General features: G+C 45.4%; 20 protein-coding genes. 7 read left to right on the top strand and 13 right to left on the bottom strand.

Annotated elements, in window-relative coordinates; translation table 11 throughout:
• Window position 1 precedes the first annotated feature (1 nt).
• From ACQ4M5_RS14710 to ACQ4M5_RS14685, 6 genes are all read right to left on the bottom strand, one after another.
• Window positions 2-631 carry a precorrin-8X methylmutase gene (locus ACQ4M5_RS14710; RefSeq protein ID WP_430676387.1) on the bottom strand — a complete coding sequence of 210 codons (630 nt, stop codon included), beginning with the start codon at window positions 629-631 and terminating at the stop codon, window positions 2-4.
• The gene (gene cobG, locus ACQ4M5_RS14705) at window positions 624-1,916 is read right to left on the bottom strand and encodes a precorrin-3B synthase (protein WP_430676386.1); all 1,293 of its coding nucleotides are present in this window, start codon (window positions 1,914-1,916) and stop codon (window positions 624-626) included. Before cobG ends, ACQ4M5_RS14710 begins: the two co-directional genes overlap by 8 nt.
• 186 nt (window positions 1,917-2,102) lie before the next feature.
• Entirely contained in the window at window positions 2,103-3,509 is a 1,407-nt protein-coding gene (locus ACQ4M5_RS14700; protein ID WP_430676385.1) for an AAA family ATPase, read from the bottom strand.
• Between the two features lie 216 nt (window positions 3,510-3,725).
• A complete protein-coding gene (locus ACQ4M5_RS14695; RefSeq protein WP_430676384.1) occupies window positions 3,726-4,493 on the bottom strand; it encodes a sulfite exporter TauE/SafE family protein in 768 nt (255 codons plus the stop codon).
• 40 nt (window positions 4,494-4,533) lie between these two features.
• Window positions 4,534-4,797 (bottom strand): hypothetical protein, encoded by a 264-nt coding sequence (locus ACQ4M5_RS14690; RefSeq protein ID WP_430676383.1) that lies wholly within the window; start codon window positions 4,795-4,797, stop codon window positions 4,534-4,536.
• An 80-nt stretch (window positions 4,798-4,877) separates the two neighbouring features.
• The gene (locus tag ACQ4M5_RS14685; RefSeq protein WP_430676382.1) at window positions 4,878-6,341 is read right to left on the bottom strand and encodes a leucyl aminopeptidase; all 1,464 of its coding nucleotides are present in this window, start codon (window positions 6,339-6,341) and stop codon (window positions 4,878-4,880) included.
• Window positions 6,342-6,525: 184 nt separating this feature from the next.
• Here ACQ4M5_RS14685 and ACQ4M5_RS14680 point away from each other — a divergent pair, with 184 nt between their 5' ends.
• Window positions 6,526-8,742: a transglycosylase SLT domain-containing protein gene (locus ACQ4M5_RS14680; RefSeq protein ID WP_430676381.1), complete on the top strand. Its 2,217-nt coding sequence runs from the start codon at window positions 6,526-6,528 to the stop codon at window positions 8,740-8,742.
• A gap of 124 nt (window positions 8,743-8,866) precedes the next feature.
• Here the strand turns inward: ACQ4M5_RS14680 and ACQ4M5_RS14675 are convergent, their stop codons facing one another.
• Both ACQ4M5_RS14675 and ACQ4M5_RS14670 read right to left on the bottom strand, forming a co-directional pair.
• A complete protein-coding gene (locus tag ACQ4M5_RS14675) occupies window positions 8,867-9,298 on the bottom strand; it encodes a hypothetical protein (RefSeq protein ID WP_430676380.1) in 432 nt (143 codons plus the stop codon).
• A complete protein-coding gene (locus ACQ4M5_RS14670; RefSeq protein WP_430676379.1) occupies window positions 9,273-10,109 on the bottom strand; it encodes a PHP domain-containing protein in 837 nt (278 codons plus the stop codon). Before ACQ4M5_RS14670 ends, ACQ4M5_RS14675 begins: the two co-directional genes overlap by 26 nt.
• 25 nt (window positions 10,110-10,134) lie before the next feature.
• On the opposite strand from ACQ4M5_RS14670, the gene nei reads away from it, so the two are divergent.
• Together nei and ACQ4M5_RS14660 are read left to right on the top strand one after the other, a co-directional pair.
• Window positions 10,135-10,968: an endonuclease VIII gene (gene nei, locus ACQ4M5_RS14665; RefSeq protein ID WP_430676378.1), complete on the top strand. Its 834-nt coding sequence runs from the start codon at window positions 10,135-10,137 to the stop codon at window positions 10,966-10,968.
• A gap of 4 nt (window positions 10,969-10,972) precedes the next feature.
• Window positions 10,973-11,746, top strand: a complete 774-nt coding sequence (locus tag ACQ4M5_RS14660) for an Rpn family recombination-promoting nuclease/putative transposase (RefSeq protein WP_430676377.1) — start codon at window positions 10,973-10,975, stop codon at window positions 11,744-11,746.
• Between the two features lie 13 nt (window positions 11,747-11,759).
• On the opposite strand, the gene ACQ4M5_RS14655 is transcribed toward ACQ4M5_RS14660, so the two are convergent.
• Together ACQ4M5_RS14655 and ACQ4M5_RS14650 are read right to left on the bottom strand one after the other, a co-directional pair.
• Complete coding sequence (locus ACQ4M5_RS14655; protein ID WP_430676376.1) at window positions 11,760-12,014, bottom strand: hypothetical protein; 255 nt, start codon at window positions 12,012-12,014, stop codon at window positions 11,760-11,762.
• A gap of 135 nt (window positions 12,015-12,149) precedes the next feature.
• Complete coding sequence (locus tag ACQ4M5_RS14650) at window positions 12,150-12,413, bottom strand: helix-turn-helix domain-containing protein (protein WP_430676375.1); 264 nt, start codon at window positions 12,411-12,413, stop codon at window positions 12,150-12,152.
• Window positions 12,414-12,508: 95 nt separating this feature from the next.
• Between ACQ4M5_RS14650 and ACQ4M5_RS14645 the strand changes: the two genes are divergently transcribed.
• Window positions 12,509-13,030, top strand: coding sequence for a DUF2721 domain-containing protein (locus tag ACQ4M5_RS14645; protein WP_430676374.1), 522 nt, complete (start codon window positions 12,509-12,511; stop codon window positions 13,028-13,030).
• Here ACQ4M5_RS14645 and ACQ4M5_RS14640 read toward each other — a convergent pair.
• Window positions 13,027-13,302, bottom strand: a complete 276-nt coding sequence (locus ACQ4M5_RS14640; protein ID WP_430676373.1) for a hypothetical protein — start codon at window positions 13,300-13,302, stop codon at window positions 13,027-13,029. The genes ACQ4M5_RS14645 and ACQ4M5_RS14640 overlap by 4 nt on opposite strands.
• A 225-nt stretch (window positions 13,303-13,527) precedes the next feature.
• On the opposite strand from ACQ4M5_RS14640, the gene ACQ4M5_RS14635 reads away from it, so the two are divergent.
• Genes ACQ4M5_RS14635 through ACQ4M5_RS14625 form a run of 3 tightly spaced genes read left to right on the top strand, consistent with a single transcriptional unit; the run spans window position 13,528 to window position 17,748 of the window.
• Window positions 13,528-17,043: a DNA polymerase III subunit alpha gene (locus ACQ4M5_RS14635; protein ID WP_430676372.1), complete on the top strand. Its 3,516-nt coding sequence runs from the start codon at window positions 13,528-13,530 to the stop codon at window positions 17,041-17,043.
• Between the two features lie 8 nt (window positions 17,044-17,051).
• A complete protein-coding gene (locus ACQ4M5_RS14630) occupies window positions 17,052-17,351 on the top strand; it encodes a type II toxin-antitoxin system HigB family toxin (RefSeq protein WP_430676371.1) in 300 nt (99 codons plus the stop codon).
• The gene (locus ACQ4M5_RS14625) at window positions 17,335-17,748 is read left to right on the top strand and encodes a helix-turn-helix domain-containing protein (RefSeq protein ID WP_430676370.1); all 414 of its coding nucleotides are present in this window, start codon (window positions 17,335-17,337) and stop codon (window positions 17,746-17,748) included. The genes ACQ4M5_RS14630 and ACQ4M5_RS14625 overlap by 17 nt, the downstream gene beginning before the upstream one ends.
• A gap of 150 nt (window positions 17,749-17,898) precedes the next feature.
• On the opposite strand, the gene ACQ4M5_RS14620 is transcribed toward ACQ4M5_RS14625, so the two are convergent.
• Both ACQ4M5_RS14620 and ACQ4M5_RS14615 read right to left on the bottom strand, forming a co-directional pair.
• Window positions 17,899-18,738 (bottom strand): MBL fold metallo-hydrolase, encoded by an 840-nt coding sequence (locus ACQ4M5_RS14620; RefSeq protein WP_430676369.1) that lies wholly within the window; start codon window positions 18,736-18,738, stop codon window positions 17,899-17,901.
• Between the two features lie 72 nt (window positions 18,739-18,810).
• A complete protein-coding gene (locus ACQ4M5_RS14615; RefSeq protein WP_430676368.1) occupies window positions 18,811-19,662 on the bottom strand; it encodes a DNA adenine methylase in 852 nt (283 codons plus the stop codon).
• Between the last annotated feature and the right edge of the window lie 23 nt (window positions 19,663-19,685).

Raw genomic sequence — 19,685 nt, 5'->3', positions numbered from 1 at the left:
GTTATATCTCCTCTTGTTTTGCTAAAGCGTTGATTGCTGCGGCTGCGATCGCACTTCCGCCTCGTCGCCCATGCAGCGTTATAAACGGGACACCCCGACTGTTTGCCGCAAGTTCCGCTTTTGATTCTGCGGCTCCGACAAATCCAACCGGAAAACCGAGAATCAGTGCGGGTTTGGGCGCTCCTTCGTCTAACAGTTCCAACAATCGGAACAATGCAGTTGGAGCATTCCCGATCGCAACCACTGATCCGACTAACATCGGTTTCCAAAGTTCGAGTGCTGCTGCCGATCGCGTATTGTCGATCGCTTTTGCAAGCTCTGGAACAGTCGGATCATTCAGTGTACAAACCACAGAATTCTCTGCTGGCAATCGTTTTCGGGTTACACCATTCGCCACCATTTGAGCATCACAGAGAATCACAGCACCGTTTTCAAGGGCTTGTCTTCCGGCTTGGACTGCATTGGGAGAGGCTTCGATATCGTTAGCTAAATCGGTCATGCCGCAAGCGTGGATCAGGCGAACCGTGACATGAGCGAGATCCGCAGGTAAGCGATCGAGGTTTGCTTCTGCGCGAATAATCGAAAATGACTTGCGGTAAATATCGTCACCGTTACGAATGTAGTCAATCATGCAGCGTGTTGATGAGATGTGCGATCGAGGAAAGGTCACTTGCTGGAATTGGACGATCAGTTAATAAGCGATCTCCAGCAAACAAAGAATAAGCTTCAACCCCTTGTATTGTTGTTCCAAGTAGTGTGATCTCTGCGGGACTGGGTTGAGCGCATCCTTTGGAACAACCAGTCATGTGAATGTTAATAGAACGATCGAGCAAGTGCATCAATTCAAGCGCGTGAGATTGGGTGTGTGTTTCTGAAGCTGCACAGCCTGGTTTTCCGGCACAGGCAACAATGGCGGAATCGATCGGATCAGCCGAAAGGTCTAAGGATTTGATTGCGGTGAGAACAGTAGAAGTTTGTACTGTTGAAATGTTGGGAAGCAAAATAGACTGCCAAGGAGTGAGCCGAAGTTCTCCCGATCCGTAGGTTTCAGCAAGTTGGATCAATCCTTTTAATTGGTCGATCGATATCCATCCCAATTTCAATGCAATTCCAACGTATGAATGCTCTGATTGCTTCTGAGAATGAATTCCTAAATGTTGCGATTTTGCTTCCGAAACTGAAGTATTTGAGCTTTGGAATTCAAAATCAACTCGACTCAAAAAGCCTTCAATTCCCCAATCGCGCAACAAATCTCGCATTCGAGGTTTCTTCGGGTTTTGGGACTGTTGAACGTAGTTTAGATACGTTTCCGTTAGAGCTACGATCGCACTTAAACAATCCGAAGTTTCTACATTCGTTTCATAGAACTGTCGATTGCTGCCGAATGTGAGCTTGAATCGATCGCGGCTGACGGCTGAAAGTTGAATTTCATTGTATCGATGCTGCCATTTTGCTTCGGGTCTAGCCCCAATTCCGACTGATCCCCCTCCATCAATCCCGATACTAAACTTCGGAGGCAATCCTGCTAATTCTGGTGTGTTTTGGATGTAATGATCCACTCCCTGAATGATTGATCGAATATCAACCCACTCGCCTGGATCAATTCCTGCGGTGGGACTTGCCATCACATTTCGCAGATGATCCAATTCAGGCTGTTTCGCTGCCAATCCAACCGATTGCAACGTGGTATAAATTTCGGGAGAAGGAATCGATCGCACTGCTCGAAACTGAAGATTTGCCCGATTCGTCACTTGAATCATGGGAGTATTCCAGCGATCAGCAAGATCAAGAATTGCGATCGCTTGATCTCGGTTCAAAATTCCACCCGGAATCCGAATCCGAATCAATGTGCCATCTTGTGCAGAAGTCCCATAAAACAGACCAGGACAAGGATTTGATGCCGCCAACCAACTCATGAATGTGCCCCATCTCCGTGGATCGCAGAGAATTGAATAGACTCTCTAAGATTGGCATTCTGACTCGAACGATCGCCGCTCATCACAGTTGCGCCACAGTACCGGATTCTCACCGAACTTCCCCAATTCTTAGCCCATGCAGCATATCACACTCGATCGACATCCTTTTCGATCGACAAACCTTTCTTAAGAAATCGATCGTTCCGAACCTGCAAATCGGCTTCCCACTTGAGGCGGAATATCTTCGGGCAGAAGTGTTGTTAATGTTTCATCACTCAATGAATTTAGAACCGCGAGTCGATTCGCTTGGCGTTCAATAATTCGTTCAAATAAGTTCCGAACTAATCTTGCATTTCCAAAGGTTTTCTCACGTTTCACGTAGAGATCTTCAAAGACCGATCGTAATTTTTCCCGCGCTTCAGTTGAGAGTTTGAAGTGACTTTTCTCGCACATCTTCTCAAAAATTGCCAGCAATTCCTCGGGCTGATAATGATTGAAATAAAAGTAACGATTAAACCGCGATTCTAAGCCCGGATTCGACTCGATAAAGGTTGCCATTTCATCGGTATATCCTGCCACAATCACCACTAATCGCTCGCGATGATCTTCCATGCGCTTGAGTAAAACGTCGATCGCTTCTTGCCCAAAATCGCGCCCAGATTCTTCTGGAACTAACGCATAAGCTTCATCAATAAACAACACTCCATCAAGTGCAGAATTAACTAACTCATCGACTTTATTCGCAGTCTGTCCGACATATCCTGCCACCATTCCTGAGCGATCGGTTTCAATCAAATGCCCTTTATTCAGAAATTCTAATCCGTGAAAAATTCGGCTCATCAATCGCGCAACCGTTGTTTTTCCGGTTCCTGGAGGTCCACAAAATACGGCATGAAGCGAGACAGAAGTTTTGGCTAAACCGCGATCGACTCGAATCTTTTGCACTTTGAGAAAATTCGCCAGGGTTCGCACTTCTTCTTTGATATTTTCCATCCCAATCAAATCATTTAATTCAGCTAATGCTTGTTCTAAGATTTGCTCAGAATTATCGGAAGGATCGGATTTTGAAATTGCTGCGAATCCTGCTTCATAGTTTTTCAACGGTTGATACTCATGAAGTCGTTGCCAAATTTGTGAAAGCGTTTCTAAATCTTGCAAGCTCACCGTTCCATCTGCTTTTACGATCGCTTGAGCAAATTTGTAAATTGCATTCACTGTCGTACTCAGATGATTCGTCCCTTTCTCTTCATCCAATTGATTCACGATCGAAGGCAACAAAAACGCTTCAGACTGATCCTGAGTCAAATCCAAAATGATTTGCAGCGTCGTTTTTTCATGCTGACTTCGCTCTGAAGTCTCCCAAAGCTGAATTGCTACCTTGAGTTTTTCGGCATCCTGCTTCACGAGTGCATACACCACCAGAAACGCGAGCAATTCAGAAGATTGCACTTTCCCATGTCCCCGTGCACACTGCTGCACCAGTCGAGCCAAATCGCGCACAATCACGTCTGCAAATCGTCGATCGAGCGACAATAGCGGCGAGAGTGCTTTGTAAAGCGTGTTCGCTTCCTGCTTCAGAAATCTAGAATTCATTCAGAACCGTTGCGTGATTTTGTGCGTGAAAGTTTTGTCGATCGCTTCTCCTGATGAATCATAGCTAAATTAGGAGTATAGAGTACTCCATATACGCTAATCGAACGCCGCATCTATCTGGAGACAGTTTTGCATCGTCAAATTTGCCTAACCGAATAGGATCAATGGTTAGATCGTTTAACCTAAGTTAAGCTCTAATTCGGCTGCTACAAAAAATCAATTCTGTACAAAGAAATAGGCTGTCATACTCACCGCAACGAAAATGACAAATCTCCGAACCAATTGAGGATCAAGCTTTCGAGCATAATGAGCACACAAGTATCCACCGAGTGAACCCCCGATCGACATCACAATCACTTGCTGCCATGAGATCACGCCTGCAAAGAGGAAAGGAACGATCGCGATTCCGTTAATGCAGCTACCGAGGAAGGTCTTAAAGGCATTGATGCTGTGAATATTCTTGATGCCCATAAATGTCAGCGTTGCCAGCATCAGAATACCGATTCCTGCACCAAAAAAACCGCCGTAGAGTGCGATCGCGAATTGAATCAACATCAACCGAGAAAGTGGGAGAGTTTCAGAGGAAGTTTTCCCGCGCTGGAACCAAGCTTTAAGTGAGTCTCCAAACACAAAAATAACTGTTGCAAACAGCAACAGGTAAGGAATCAGCTTTTTGAAAACATCAGAGGAAGTGTAGAGCAATGCAATAGAGCCAATCATGCCTCCGATCAAGCTCACACCACATAGCAGCAAGAGTTGTTTTCTTGGAATTCCTAAATCTTTTCGGTAAGCTCCTGCACTCGACAGAGCCGCGACCCAGATTGCAGTATTGTTTGTTGCATTGGCAACCACTGGATTCATCCCAGTGAAGATCAAAGTTGGAAAAGTGATGAAGCTACCGCCACCTGCAACAGAGTTCAGCCCACCTGCAATAAAAGCAGTGCCAAACAGTAGGAAGGCATGAGTTAAAGGAGGTGAAATCACAAGGATCAGTCGTGGATTTGCTGGAAGTAAAACTGCTCAGTTACAGTAGTCCGATCGCTGGGAGTCGAACACTTTCGACCAGTCGAATCAATTCTTGTGGCAAATGTGCCATTTCAAACCACAACTGATTCGGGGTGATCCCAAACAAATACTGCAATCCAAGCACGATCGCCACGATCGTTAGAATTAGTCCTGCGGCATTGTTCAATACTTTAAGTACCAGTTTAAGCAGTAGGAAAGCGACTACAGTAGCACCGATCGCTAATACCGTTTGCGAATCTACAGAATTTAGTAAGTTGTCCATGTCAGTTTTGCCAATCCACTTGAAAAAATGAAGAAATTTGGAGGCGCTTAGATACGCCTCCGATCGCGAGGGCGTGAGCGTTATGCAAGTACCCAATTCACCAAGGTTCTCACTCCGTAACCTGTTGCGCCTGCACCGTTGTAGCCATTTTCCTTGTCCGCCCAAACTGGACCTGCTACATCTAAGTGCGCCCAAGGTGTTTCCTTCACAAATTGTTTGAGAAACAGCGCTGCCGAGATTGCGCCACCTGCACGAGCACCTGTGTTTTTCATGTCAGCAATGCCGGATTTCATACTGTCAAAGTACTTTTCTTCCATTGGCATTCGCCAGAGTTTTTCGCCTGATTGTTCACTAGCTTTGAGCAGTTGATCGGCGAGTTCATCATTCGGACTCCACAAGCCTGCAATGTTATCGCCTAGAGCAACGACACAAGCTCCAGTAAGAGTTGCGAGATCCACGATCGCATCAACTCCCAATTTTTCGGTATACACCAGCGCATCAGCGAGTGTTAATCGTCCTTCTGCATCGGTATTGTTGATCTCGATCGTTTTTCCATTCGAGGCAGTGAGAATATCGCCCGGATGAATCGCTCGACCGCTGATCATGTTCTCGGTTACAGCGCTGATGAAATGCACTTCGACATCGGGTTTTAATTGTGCGATCGCTTTCACCGCTCCAAAAGTTGCACCCGCACCACCCATATCAGTTTTCATCATTTCGATGCCGCTACCCGCACCTTTGATGTTGAGTCCACCCGAATCGAACGTCAGACCCTTGCCGATGATTGCTACTTTCTTGCGGGGAGTGCCTTGTGGTCTGTAAATGATGTGGATGAATTTGGGTGGAAGATCAGAAGCTTGGGCAACTCCTAGAAATGCTCCCATTCCGAGCTTTTCGCAGTCTTCTTTTTCGAGAATTTGAATGTCTAAACCGTATTCGTTCGCGATCGCTAATGCAGTCTCAGCCATCGTGATCGGCGTGACATAGTTTGCAGGAGCCGCGACTAATTCACGAGCAAGGAATACGCCAGAACAGATTTGACGGGCTTTTTCGATCTCAGCCTCTTGACCCGCTAAACCAAGAAGCTCGATCGATTCAATCTTCGCACTGTCATCGGGTTCTGACTTAAAGCGCAGATCTTTGTAGAGAGATAATTCGATGCCTTCGACGATCGCTTGAGTGGTTCCCGCTGGATCGTTTTGATAAACTGGAAAACTCATTCCTACAGTTTTGCAGCGTTCGCGTTTGGCTAATTTTGCCGCAGCAGCACCCGATCGACGTAACGTTTCAAGAGTGAACGCATCCGGCTTACCCAATCCTACGAGGAGAAGTTTACGAATGGGGCTGCCTGCGATCCGAGTGGATGCTGTACTGCCTGATTTTCCTTTGAATTCCGCATCTGCGATTAAATCTGCGATCGCGCCTGACAATTTTTGATCTAAATTCGTGAGATCGCCCGTTAATTCTGCACCTTCAAAGAGTGCGATCGCTAAACCATCGCCTGTCCATTCGAGGAGTGGAGTTCCCGTGACTGTTAAATTCATTCCAATCTTGCCCTTTCTTCGTGGGTTCTAACATCTGATTTCCAGTATCGATCAAAATGTCAGAAACCGTAGACGGATGTGTGGTTTGAAACTGGAATTGTATTAATGTCTCAGAATTATGAAAATTCTGCTATAACTGCTAACAGTTTGCGACAAATTGCCCCTTGTTCTGGACGTTTCTCTGATGCGAAAGCCGCTGTTTAAACAACGAAAGTTTTGGTTGACTCTCGCCGCTGGAGCGGGTGCGATCGGGTTAATCGCGGGTGCGTTATTGCCGATCGAGAAACTGCGAGAAGTGTCGCAAATGCCTTCTAATGCGGTGAATTCGCTTCAGTCGCTCAATAGTCCGCAATCGGGTGGGGTCGGAACTTCTAGCCCGGTGATTAGTCCTTTAGTGACGAAATCTGCCAATGAACGGGGAGCGGCACTCAAACAGGTGACTCAAAGCGCAACTTCGACTTTGGAGCGCGATCGAGCACGATATTTATTGGCAATGGATTTTATTGCTCAAGGTCAAGGCGACAAAGCTCTAGAGCAACTGAAAGATTTAGAGAAAAGCTATCCGGTGTTAGCGGCACAAACTGGAGTCAGACGCGCCCAAGCTTACGAAGTCGCAGGCAAGCAGAAAGAAGCCACACAGACGTTGCAAGAGGTTGTACAAAAATATCCTAAAGAGGCTGCAACTGCTGAAGCTTTGTTTATCTTAGGACGAAAAGATTCTAAGTTCTGGGATCAAGCCCTACAGCAATTTCCCTCGCATCCCCGATCGGTTGAGATTGCCACAACTCGCTTAAAGCAAAATCCGAAACAGTTACCGTTATTGCTTCTGGTTGCTCGATATGGCATGGATTCTAAAGGCTATACCGAACTGCTCGATCGATTAGTTTCACAGTTCGGCAATCAGTTAAAACCGGACGATTGGGAAGCGATCGCATTTGGCTATTGGGAAAATCAAGTCTATGACAAGGGCGCGATCGCATATTCTCGCGCTCCTCAAACTCCGTTAACCGCTTATCGATCGGCTCGTGGATTGCATCTGAGCGGCAAGCCTGGAGCAACTGAGCGCTACCGTCAAATGGTGCAGCAGTTTCCAAAATCTCCAGAAGCAGGATTGGCTCTGACTCGATTGGCAGACATAGCAGAGACACCGCAAACTGCGATCGCGTATCTCGATCAAGTGATTCAGAATTTTCCCGATCGTGCTCCTGCTGCCTTAGTTGAGAAGTCGAAAATGCTCGACAAAATGAACAGCGGCAAAACGGCGGCACAAACGCGGCAGTTAGTTTTGACTCAGTACGCCAATTCGGATGCTGCGGCAGAAATGCGTTGGGAATATGCTCAAAAAAGCGCCAAAGCTGGAAATATCAAACTTGCTCGACAGTGGGCAGAGCCGATTTTAACGAACAATCCCACGAGCGAAATTGCAGCCGAAGCGGGATTCTGGGCGGGCAAATGGGCACAAACGATCGGCAACAATGATCAAGCCGCGAAACTGTTCCAAAAAGTTCTGAGTGATCATCCTGAATCCTATTACGCTTGGCGATCGGCATCGATTCTCGGTTGGAATGTGGGCGATTTCAATAGCGTTCGATCGATGAATCCTCAAGTGCAAAAACCGCTCTCTCGTCCAGAGTTGCCTGCGGGATCTACTGCACTCAAAGAACTATTTCAACTTGGTCAAGATCGCGATGCTTGGTCACATTGGCAAATCGAATTTCAAAATCGAGTGAAACCGTCGATCGCTGAACAGTTTACTGATGGTGTGATGCGATTAGGCGTTGGCGATAATCTCGATGGCATCTTCATGGTGGGAAGTTTACGCGATCGAGACACTGCTGAAGACAAAGCTCAATACCAACAATTGAAAAAGAATATTGGATATTGGCAAGCGCTCTATCCGTTCCCGTATGTTGAACAAATTGAGAATTGGTCACAGCAACGACAGCTTAATCCGATGTTGGTTACAGCATTGATTCGACAAGAATCACGGTTTGAGCCAAATATTCGATCGAGTGTGGGTGCAGTTGGCTTGATGCAAGTCATGCCGGAGACGGGTCAATACATCGCCAACAACATCAAAGTTAAAGAGTTCAAACTGGCTGATCCTGAGACGAACATCAAGTTTGGAACCTGGTATTTGGACTATACCCATGCCCAGTACAGCAATAATTCACTGTTAGCGGTTGCCAGCTATAACGCCGGACCTGGAGCCGTTTCAGGCTGGTTGAGCAAAGCAAAAACGCAAGATCCAGACGAATTTATTGAATCAATTCCGTATTCTGAAACCAGAGGCTACGTGAAATCGGTGTTAGGTAACTATTGGAACTATCTGAGATTGTACAATCCGGAGATTTCTCAGCGGGTCGCCCAAGTCGCGGCGAATCATCCGAGGAGCAACTAATAAAAAACCCCTGACGGATCGCCAGGGGTGAATCATCAGGGTGCATCTACCAATCCCGTATACGAAAATCTCAGTCCTCGTCCGGAAAAATCTGAGAGATTTCTGAAAGATCATGTCAGTTCGCCTAAGCTTGATTTTGTGCGGAGTCATTGAGTTGTTGTTGGAGTTGTTGAACTTCCTCGATCGATAATCCAGTTCCACGGGCAACGAGTTCGATCGAAGCCCCTTCCCGAAGAAGATTGAGCGCAATCTCCTCTGCCTTCTCTTTTTGAATCGCTTGGTAAATCACGGATTCTTGCATAATGTCCCTCCGTAATTGATTAATGATCGTTTGTTCCAATCGTAACCCAGCGAGAATAGCGCTTGCCGCCATCAGATTATTCTGCGTTGTTGGATCTTCGATGCGATCGACAATTTGAGTCGCTTGGCGCAACATTCCAGCGGGACTCTCACTTTGTCCTAATGCTGCAAATGGCAGCAATCCAGGATATTCCAAAAACAGTGAGGCAGGTTGTTTCCAAACGCTTGAACTAGCCGATCGCTGTTTTGAGATCATCCGCAGCTTGTTTAATCGGATCTAAAAGGTCGATCGACACTTTCAAACTATTGAGCGATCGATATTCATCTGGCTTGCTATCTGCTGGAATACCATGAAAATCACTACCACCACTGATCAACAGTCCATAGTGAGCGCACATTTCTTTCAGTCGTTCTGCTTGCCAAAGCGTATGGCTCGGATGATAGACTTCGATTCCCATGAGTCCAGCTTCCACCAGTTCTGGTAAAACCTGTTTCACAGGTGCGCCCCGGAATAGAAATGGATGTGCCCAGATTGGAACGGCTCCACAGTCGCGTAACAATCGAATGCCGTCTGCGGCACTGAATTTTTCGTATTGCACAAAGGCAGGTTTGTCATCTGCAAGAAAGCGATCGAAGGCTTCTCTGGATGATTCCACGTGACCCGCTCTCACCAGTGCCGAAGCAATATGGGGACGACCGGGAGCCATGCCTTCTCCCATCTGTGGCAGTTCGATTTCGTAGCCGAGTGCTGCAAGTTTATCAATCATTTCTTGAGCGCGGCGTTTTCGTCCTTCGAGGCGTTCAGTTAGCGGCGGAATTAAGCGATCGCGATCGGGATAAAAGCCCAAAATATGGAGAGAGCGATCGCGAAAAACAGTACTCAATTCTAAGCCAGGAACAATTTCGAGTTCGGGAGGTGCAGCGGAAATGGCTTCATCCCAACCGGAAACCGTATCGTGATCGGTAATCGCAAGCGCACGAACACCGGACTCGATCGCGGCATTCACGAGTTCGGTCGGACTCAGCATCCCATCTGAGTAAGTTGTGTGGCAATGTAGTTCTAACATGCTTTTAATTTAGCGTATTTGCCCAATGCCTGAAGGTCCTGAAATCCGTCAATCAGCCGATCAAATTGCTGCTGCGTTAGTCGATCGACGAGTGACGGAGATGTTTTTTGCATTCGATCGATTAAAGCCTTATGAATCTGAGTTTGTTGGACATTGTGTGACTGCGGTTCGGACTCGTGGAAAAGGGATGGTGATTTGTTTTAGCAATCAGCTTTATATCTACAGTCACAATCAGCTTTATGGTCGCTGGTATGTTCGCAAAGCACAGTCTTATCCAGAGACAAATCGACAGCTACGATTAGCGATTCACAATGCGAAAAAATCAGCGTTGCTCTACAGTGCATCTGACATTGAAGTGCTACAAGAATCACAGTTAGCAACTCATCCGTTTCTGAGTCGAATTGAATTAGATGTGTTGGATGAAGCGGTGACGGTTGAACAGATTGAAGCTCGGTTTCGAGATAAACGATTCTATCGAAGACAGCTACCGATTCTATTGTTAGATCAACATTTCTTGGGAGGCTTGGGTAACTATCTTCGCAGTGAGATTTTATTTGTAGCGCGGGTGTTTCCAAGCTTGCGCTCGATCGATTGTTCAGACGATCAAATTCATGCACTGGCGCAAGCGGTTTTAACCGTTACCCATCAGTCTTACGTGACGAAAGGAATTACCAATGATTTAGAACTTGCGATGCAACTGAAAGCACAAGGCTACCGGAGAAGTGAATATCGGCACTATGTGTTTAATCGCGAGAATCGTCCTTGTTTTGTGTGTGGAACGTTGATTGTCAAAGAGATTTTAGCTGGACGGCGATTGTACTATTGCCCTCGTTGCCAAGCCAAAATGCCAGTAAAATAAGGCGATGTTTGATACTCTCTCAAAATTTCTTGCTGACGAATACTCTCAAGATATTTCCTCTTGGCTAGTGGGCAAGCCAATCAAGTTAACGGAATTGAAGCCGAAAGAACTTTCGCTAGAACCGATTCGAGCAGATTCAGTTGTACTGTTAAAGTCAAGAAAACTAATTCTTCATGCGGAATTTCAGACTGATCCGGATGACCAAATTGGCTTTCGGATGGCAGATTACAGTCTACGAATTTATCGCAAGTTCCCGAATCGGCGATTGGTGCAAGTGGTGGTCTATCTGCGAGAGACGAATTCGCAACAGGTTTATAAGACCGATTTTCAGGTAAATCGATTGCGGAATGAGTTTGATGTGATTCGCTTGTGGGAGCAACCGACGGAGCAATTTTTACAGCGTCCGGGATTGTTGCCTTATGCGGCACTAACGAGAACGATCGATCGAGCCGCAACGCTCAGAGAAGTAGCGCAACGAATTGAGGCATTAGAAAACCGACAGGAGAAAAGTAATTTAGCGGCGGCTTCTGGTGTGTTAGCTGCTCTATCATTGGATAAGGAAGTGATCAAACGGATTCTACGGAGGGATATCATGCAGCAATCTCCGCTTTATCAAGAATGGCAGCAGGAAGCTGAACAGCGTGGACGGCAAGAGGGGCAGTTAGAAGAACGTCGATCGCTGGCTTTAAAAATGCTTCAAGAAAATCTCCCACTAGAAATGATCGCCCGAATGACCGAATTATCGATCGAACAACTCCAACAACTTCGCCAAACTTAGATCGCAGGTTGCTCTAGGATAGATACGCTTCACATCGTGTTTCTTCTTTCATTTCTTCGATCGAGAATTGCTGCATGGTTGCGAATCTTTGAGGAGCAAACAGAATTGTTTTAGTCGGGGAAATGCGATCGTGAAAGAAATTCTCGCAGGACGAAGATTGTACTACTGCCCACACTGCCAATCGAAGATTGTCATTTGAATTGTGACTAGATTTCTTTAGATTCTGAATGTTTGCCGATGAAATTCGTTTGTTTAGTCGCGAATTCATTCGATAAATCATTTATTCAGGAAGTGAATTATGTTTTCACGTCTAATTTTGTTCAGAATTGCCTAAAACATAAGTGAAATCGCTTGCAATGATTAGAAAAATAAATGTCATAAGCATTTTTGCGTCTAATTTTCTCTAATTTCGCTTGTGATTCATCGAATCAAGCAACTCAAATGGAAATTGATCGATCTCACCTTGAAGTAAAGCCTCAATTTGCTCTTTTGATGTTCCGAATTGTTGGGCAGCTTGCTCGATCGTCCAATTTTGCGCTTCAATCAAATTTCTCAAGCTCAACATTAAGTCTGCTCGAACTTTGAGATCCTCAGCTTCGGCGGGAGAAAAGCCCAAATCCGCAAAAATATTTTCATTTGCTTGAGTAATTCGGTGTTCGTTCGTCATTGTTTCTACCTGTTTCAAAGATTTTTCCTAATTTAGTACGCTGGTACTAAAATTCTGTGTTATCCTCTTTTTCGTTAGAGAGTATCAGAGGCGGCATGAGTATAAACGACCCGACACAACTGATTCAACTCATTCTCAATTCGGTGCTGATGTTACTTGCCTGTGCATTTGTGCTCGGTGGGCTACTGCTGCGACGAAGCGTGATTGAGAATCGCCTGCAAATTACCAACGTCGAATATTTTCAAATTCTAGACAGATTTGATCAATCGAACCGATCGCTAATGCTACAAAAACAGATTCGCCATCTTCAACAGCGGGTGAAGTCTGCAAACAACGGCATCTTAGTGATGTATTACGCACTGGGATTGTTTGTTTCAAGCACATTCATTTTATCGATTCGCACTGTGTTGAGTGTGGAATGGCTTGTCACTGGCTCAATGGCGCTATTTGTGGCGGGCACTGCGATTTTGCTGTTTAGTGTCGCGATCGTACTCGTTGATTTACATCACAGCGATCGACCCTTCTGGCAAGAAATGAGAGACATTCTTGCATCGGATCTGCCTAAAAAACGCCGGATCAAAAAGATTCGGACACGTCGAAAAGTCGTAATTCGTTAGGATTCGGGGGCGATGACTCTGGCTTGTTTCCCGGAAGCATCGACCACGATCCAACCTGTCTTGGTATCGCTTGGATCAGATTGTGTGACTCGGAACGCGACCTTTTCGCCTTTTGTCGTAATGGCAAAATCGGCATTTTGGGCAGATTGCACCATAAACCCTCGATCGCGTAAACAAAACATCGCCCAACCCTTCAAAGTCTGATTAGCGGGATTGTATGGGACAGGAGGACGATCGAAAACACTTTGCATCACTTGAATTAATTGCGACATATTGCCCGATTGATCTCACTCTGTTTCAGCGTAAACCGAATGTGTGACAGACCGTCGGTTTTTGGCTGAATTTGGTACATTGGTATTGGGGTGTGGAATTGGAGTGCGAATTTTAGCTGACTCTATATCTGGGGACGATTGGGAAAAATCTTTCAAAAAATTTGTAGATATAGCGCTCAGGATCGGTTACTCTTAGACTCATTCCTTCGCGTGAGTTGAGTGATTATGTCTTTCGTCGGTCTGCATATTCACAGTGATTACAGTTTGTTAGACGGTGCGGGGCAGTTATCGAAATTAGTCGATCGTGCCGTTGAACTCGAAATGCCCGCGATCGCACTCACGGATCACGGGGTAATGTATGGCGCGATCGAATTAATCAAAACCTGCCAAGGGAAAGGAATTAAGCCGATCATCGGGAATGAGATGTATGTGATCAACGGCGATATCACAAAGCAGGAACGCCGCCCGAAGTATCACCAGGTTGTTTTGGCGAAGAACAATCAGGGCTATAAGAATTTAGTTAAGCTGACAACGATTTCACACCTTCAAGGCGTTCAGGGAAAAGGAATTTTCTCGCGTCCTTGCATTAACAAGGATCTATTAGCCGAATATCATGAAGGCTTGATTGTGACGAGTGCTTGTCTCGGTGGAGAAGTGCCGCAAGCAATTCTGCAAGGAAAGCCCGAAATTGCTCGGAGAATTGCAGCTTGGTACAAAGAACTCTTTGGCGATGATTACTATCTTGAGATTCAGGATCACGGATTGTTAGAAGAACGATTTGTGAATCCTGAGATCATCAAAATTGCAAAAGAGTTCGACATTAAAATCATTGCAACGAATGATTCACACTATGTTTCCTGCTTTGATGTAGAAGCGCATGACGCTTTGTTGTGTATTCAAACTGGAAAGCTGATTGTTGAAGAAAAACGGCTGCGATACACCGGAACTGAGTATTTGAAGTCAGCGGATGAAATGCGATCGCTTTTCCGAGATCATTTGCCGCAAGACATTGTTGAAAGCGCGATCGCGAACACAGTCGAAGTTGCAAACAAAGTCGGAGAATATAGTCTGCTTGGGGGCGAATCTCGATTGCCAGACTATCCGATTCCACCTGGATTTACAGCAGATAGTTACATTGAAAAGATTGCTTGGGAAGGACTGATTCAGCGTCAGAAGCGGAATTCGCGGGATGAGATTACTCAGGAATATTGCGATCGCTTAGTCTACGAGCTAAACATGCTTAAACAGATGGGATTCTCGACTTACTTTTTGGTGGTTTGGGACTACATCAAATACGCACGAGACAATAAGATTCCAGTTGGACCTGGACGCGGTTCGGCTGCCGGATCATTGGTTGCTTATGCACTGGGAATTACCAACATTGATCCAGTGCATCATGGATTATTGTTTGAGCGATTTTTGAATCCTGAGCGGAAATCGATGCCGGATGTGGATACTGATTTTTGTATCGATCGACGGGATGAAGTGATTAAATACGTAACTCAGAAGTACGGCAAAGAGCGAGTTGCACAGATCATTACCTACAACCGAATGAACTCGAAAGCAATCCTTCGAGATGTGGCGCGAGTGTTGAACATTCCCTTGAGTGAAGCGAACTCAATGGCGAAGCAAATTCCCGTGTTTCGTGGTAAGTCTACTAAGCTGATAAAAATGGTGTCTCCGACTGAAACGCCATCGAAAGAATTTAGTCAAAAATACCAGCAAGATCAAGTCATTCCAGGTACAAATCCGCAGATTACTTATCGTCGCTGGCTTGATATGGCGATGCGAATCGAAGGAACCAACAAAGCCGTTGGGGTTCATGCTGCGGGTGTGGTGATTGCAGCAGAACCTTTAGATGAGATTGTGCCATTGGAAGTGACCAAAGATGGCGGCATTGTGACTCAGTACGCAATGGAAGACATTGAAGCACTGGGATTGTTGAAGATGGACTTCTTGGGATTGAAGAATCTCACAATGATCGAAAAGACGATCGAGCTAATTGAACAAAGCCGCAAAGTGAAGCTTGATCTCGATAGCTTGCCGCTTGATGATCCAGAAGTCTACAAGCTCTTATCAAAAGGTGAACTCGAAGGCATCTTCCAGCTTGAATCGTCTGGAATGCGTCAGATCGTGCGCGATCTGAAACCCGATGGAATTGATGATATTTCTTCAGTTCTCGCGCTGTATCGTCCGGGTCCATTGGATGCAAAACTGATTCCGAAGTTCATCAATCGCAAACACGGGCGCGAAAAGATTGACTATGCTCATGAAATTCTGAAACCGATTCTGAAAGAGACTTACGGAATCATGGTTTTCCAGGAGCAGATCATGAAAATTGCTCAGGATATGGCAGGCTATTCACTTGGACAAGCGGATCTGTTGCGTCGAGCAATGGGTAAGAAGAAAAAGTCTGAGATGGAAAAGCACCAAGCAATGTTTGTGAAAGGTGCAAAAGAACGAGGTGTCTCTACCAAAGTTGCAGAAGAACTATTCGAGCAGATGGTTTTGTTTGCAGAGTATTGCTTCAACAAGTCACATTCAATGGCTTATGGCTATGTCACATTCCAAACTGCTTATCTAAAAGCGAACTATCCCGTCGAGTACATGGCAGCGATCTTGACGATCAACAGTGGTGAGCAAGATAAGATTCAGCGTTACATTGCAACCTGTCATAATCTTGGCATTAAAGTCTTGCCACCCGATATCAATCGATCGGGAATTGACTTTACGCCGATCGGGGATGCGATCTTATTCGGATTGTCTGCGGTTCGCAATGTGGGAATGAGCGCGATCGAGGCAGTTCTCGAAGCTCGGAACGAAGGCGGTAAGTTCACATCAATGGCGGATTTATGCGATCGGGTCGATTCTCGTGCAGTGAATAAACGAGCATTAGAAGCATTAATTCACTGTGGAGCATTTGATTCGATCGAGCCAAATCGTCATCAATTAGCACACAATCTCGAACTGCTAATCGACTGGGCACAATCAAGAGCACGCGATCGAGCCAGTGGACAAGGCAATTTATTCGATTTGTTTGGAGGTGCAACTCAGAAAAATAGCTTTGAAACGGCTCCAAAAGGTACGATCGTTGCTGATTATCCGTCTCAAGAAAAGCTCCGTCTCGAAAAAGAAGTGCTCGGTTTCTACATTTCCGATCATCCGCTGAAACAACTACAAGATTCTGCGAGAGTACTAGCTCCGATTAGCTTAGGAAGTTTAGCAACCTGTCGAGAAGGATCAACGGTTAGCGCCATTATTATGATTACTGCGGTGAAACGAGTTACAACCAAAAAAGGCGATCCGATGGCAGTGATTCAGATCGAAGATTTAACAGGTCGATCGGAAGCAGTTGTCTTTCCGAAATCATTCGATCGTATTGGTAGCTTGATTGAACCGGATGCGCGGTTAATGGTCTGGGGCAAGATTGATAAACGCGATGAGGATCAGTTCCAATTCATCATTGATGATGCAGAACCGATCGACGATGTGAAAATGGTGATGGTTGAACTAGAGGTGAAAGTTGCGGATGATGCAGTTCAGCGGCATCGACTGAAAACAGTCTTGCAGGAAAATGGCGATCGAGATCATGCGAAAGTTCCAGTGATTGCGATCGTTGGCACATCTGTTCGGAGTCAGATTGTTCGATTCGGCTCACAGTTCCGCGTTCAAGATGAACAGGCAACCGTAACGGCTTTAGAAAAGGCAGGATTCAAGGCAAGAGTGTCATCACTGGTTTAAAGGATAGAATGCGTGTTATCAGTCGAAAAATCCTTCGGGAGTTCTGCAAGAGCCATGCTAATTCTTGTGATGCTTTATACGATTGGTATCGAGTTGCGACAAAGGCGGACTGGCAGAATTTGCTAGAAGTTCAGCAAATTTATTCAAGTGCTGAAGCGGTGGGAAACTTCACTGTCTTCAACATTAAAGGAAATCAGTATCGCCTGATTGTCGATCTCGTTTATCCGGCTCAAAGGATCTACATTAAATATGTTCTGACTCACGCTGAGCATGACAAGGACGAATGGAAAAATGACCCATACTTTTGATGCAAAGTCCTATACTGATTTGCTTGTGCGTTACCAGCCCAAACCGATTTTGACTGAAGCAGAAAACGAGGCTGCGATCGCGCTTGCACAGGAACTAGAGCACCGTCCGCAAAGATCGACTGAAGAAGAAGTTTTTCTTGATCTTTTGATTACCCTAATCGAGAAGTTTGAGTCTGAGCATTATCCAATTCCAGAAGGAAATGGAAGCTCGATCATGCAACATCTAATCGAGGCAAGAGAGCTAACAGAGACTGATCTAATTCCAGTTTTAGGAACACAAACGGCTGTGACAGAGATTTTGGCGCGGCAAAGAGCAATCAAGCCAGATGAAGCGGCGAAATTAGCAGAGTTTTTTCACGTTGATGCAACTTTGTTTACCTATAGCAATCCGATTTGAGCTGTAAGATTCGGGAAAGCCCCCAAACCCCCAATTCTGGGGGCTAAGAGTCTTGTCCCCCCAAACTTGGGGGCTAGGGGGCACAATCAACCCCGTATCTTACGACTAATTTATGATTGTTATAGATCTAGCAGCAAAGAGCAAGTATAACTATGCAATCTCAAGCGATCGCTCTTTCGCCAAGGTTTTATATTCGATCGCATCATGACTACAAAACAATCGAACTTCGTTTGAATGATTGAGTGCAAGTTTTCGCAGTCGATCTTGATTGAGCAATCGTGCTTTACGATCGACTTCCATCATCCATTGATACGCTTTCAATCCAGGAGTGCAATTTGGATCAGGCTTCATTTCATCTCGATAGAAGTAAGCATCGCCCGCATGAAGTAGCCAGCCTTCAGAAGTCTCGATCGCGACTCCCGCATGACCTCGTGTATGTCCCGCCAGCGGAATAAACAAAATCTCTGGCGGCAGTCCTTCTAGTTCTCGAACAGCTTCAAATCCAAACCACGGTTCACCATTTGGATTGTAAAACTTCCAAGACTTCACTTCGTCCCACTGCTCCGGACGATAGCGGCTTCGAGTAATGAATCCTTCTCTGTCTCGGACTGCTTCCCATTCACTCTGCATTACATGAACGGTTGCATTCGGAAAATCTTCTAAGCCTCCCGCATGATCAAAATCAAGATGTGTGAGAACAATGTGGCGAACATCTTGCGGCGAGAATCCAAGAGCTTGAATTTGGTCGATCGCGCTATATTTACGATCGAATTGAATATTATTAAATGCGATGAAAAACGGACTGAGCCGATTCAGCGGTGCTTGAATATCTCGCAATCCAAAGCCTGTATCGACTAGAACTAATCCTTGATTTGTTTCAATCAACAAACAATGGCATACAAGATTCGATGTGATACCGCGACTGAAGCCATCAAACAGAGCTCCACCGACCGGACACATACAGCCACAGTTTAGATGATGAATTCGCATAACAGTCTTCTAAGTCACGACTGCTTGAATCCTAGAGAGAACGCGATCGGTTTCCGTCTTTCTTATGAGAGATCAATAGTTCGTGACGAGAACTTCTGTGATCTTGCCGCGTTTTTCTGCATTGCAGTTAATGTTGCGTGTGGCGTAAATGGTATGAACGTTAAACTCCTTGTACAACTCTTGTATGAACGGGCAATCCGAGTTCGAGAGCATGACTTTTACACCCCGATCGCTTAATTCCTTCACAGCATCCCGCAACTGAAACTGTTGAGCTTCGCTAAATGAATAGCGATTGTAAGCTGTAAAATTGCTAGTTGGACTAATCGGATAGTAAGGTGGATCGAAGTAAACAAAGTCTTCTGAACTTTGAGCGTGTTGTAGGACTTGATCAAATGATCCAGGTTCAATGATTGCAGACTGAAGCGCGATCGCATCTGCTCTTAGAATTTCTGGATCATAAATCGCGGGCTTTTTGTAGCTCCCGATCGGGACATTGAAATGCCCTTTAGAATTCTCGCGGTACAATCCGTTAAAGCAAGTTTTATTTAGATAAATTAGTCTCGCTGCTCGATCGACATTATTTCCTTCACTAAACCAATCATCATTTAGCGCAAGCTGTCCGCGAACTTGATAGTAATGATCGGGACTATGTTGCTGATGATGTTGCTCTAATCGATCGATTAATTCCTCAACGCGATCGCGCACACAACGATAGACATTTACTAGCTCAAGATTAATATCAATTAATAGCGACTGTTTAGGCTGGAGGTGAAAAAAAATCGCCCCACCGCCCACAAACGGCTCATAGTAATTCTGATACTGTTTCGGAAAATAAGAAACGTACTGCGAAATTAGCTGACTTTTTCCACCCGCCCACTTAATAAACGGACGGGGCAACACCGGGGACTGTACTTGAGTAATCATGTTTTTTATTAAACACCTAAAAT

It is taken from the genome of Leptolyngbya sp. AN10, assembly GCF_050565645.1.
Classification (GTDB): Bacteria; Cyanobacteriota; Cyanobacteriia; order Leptolyngbyales; family Leptolyngbyaceae; genus Leptolyngbya.
The sequence above is the reverse complement of the archived record's forward strand: the minus strand, read 5'-3'. Positions and strand labels throughout refer to the sequence as shown.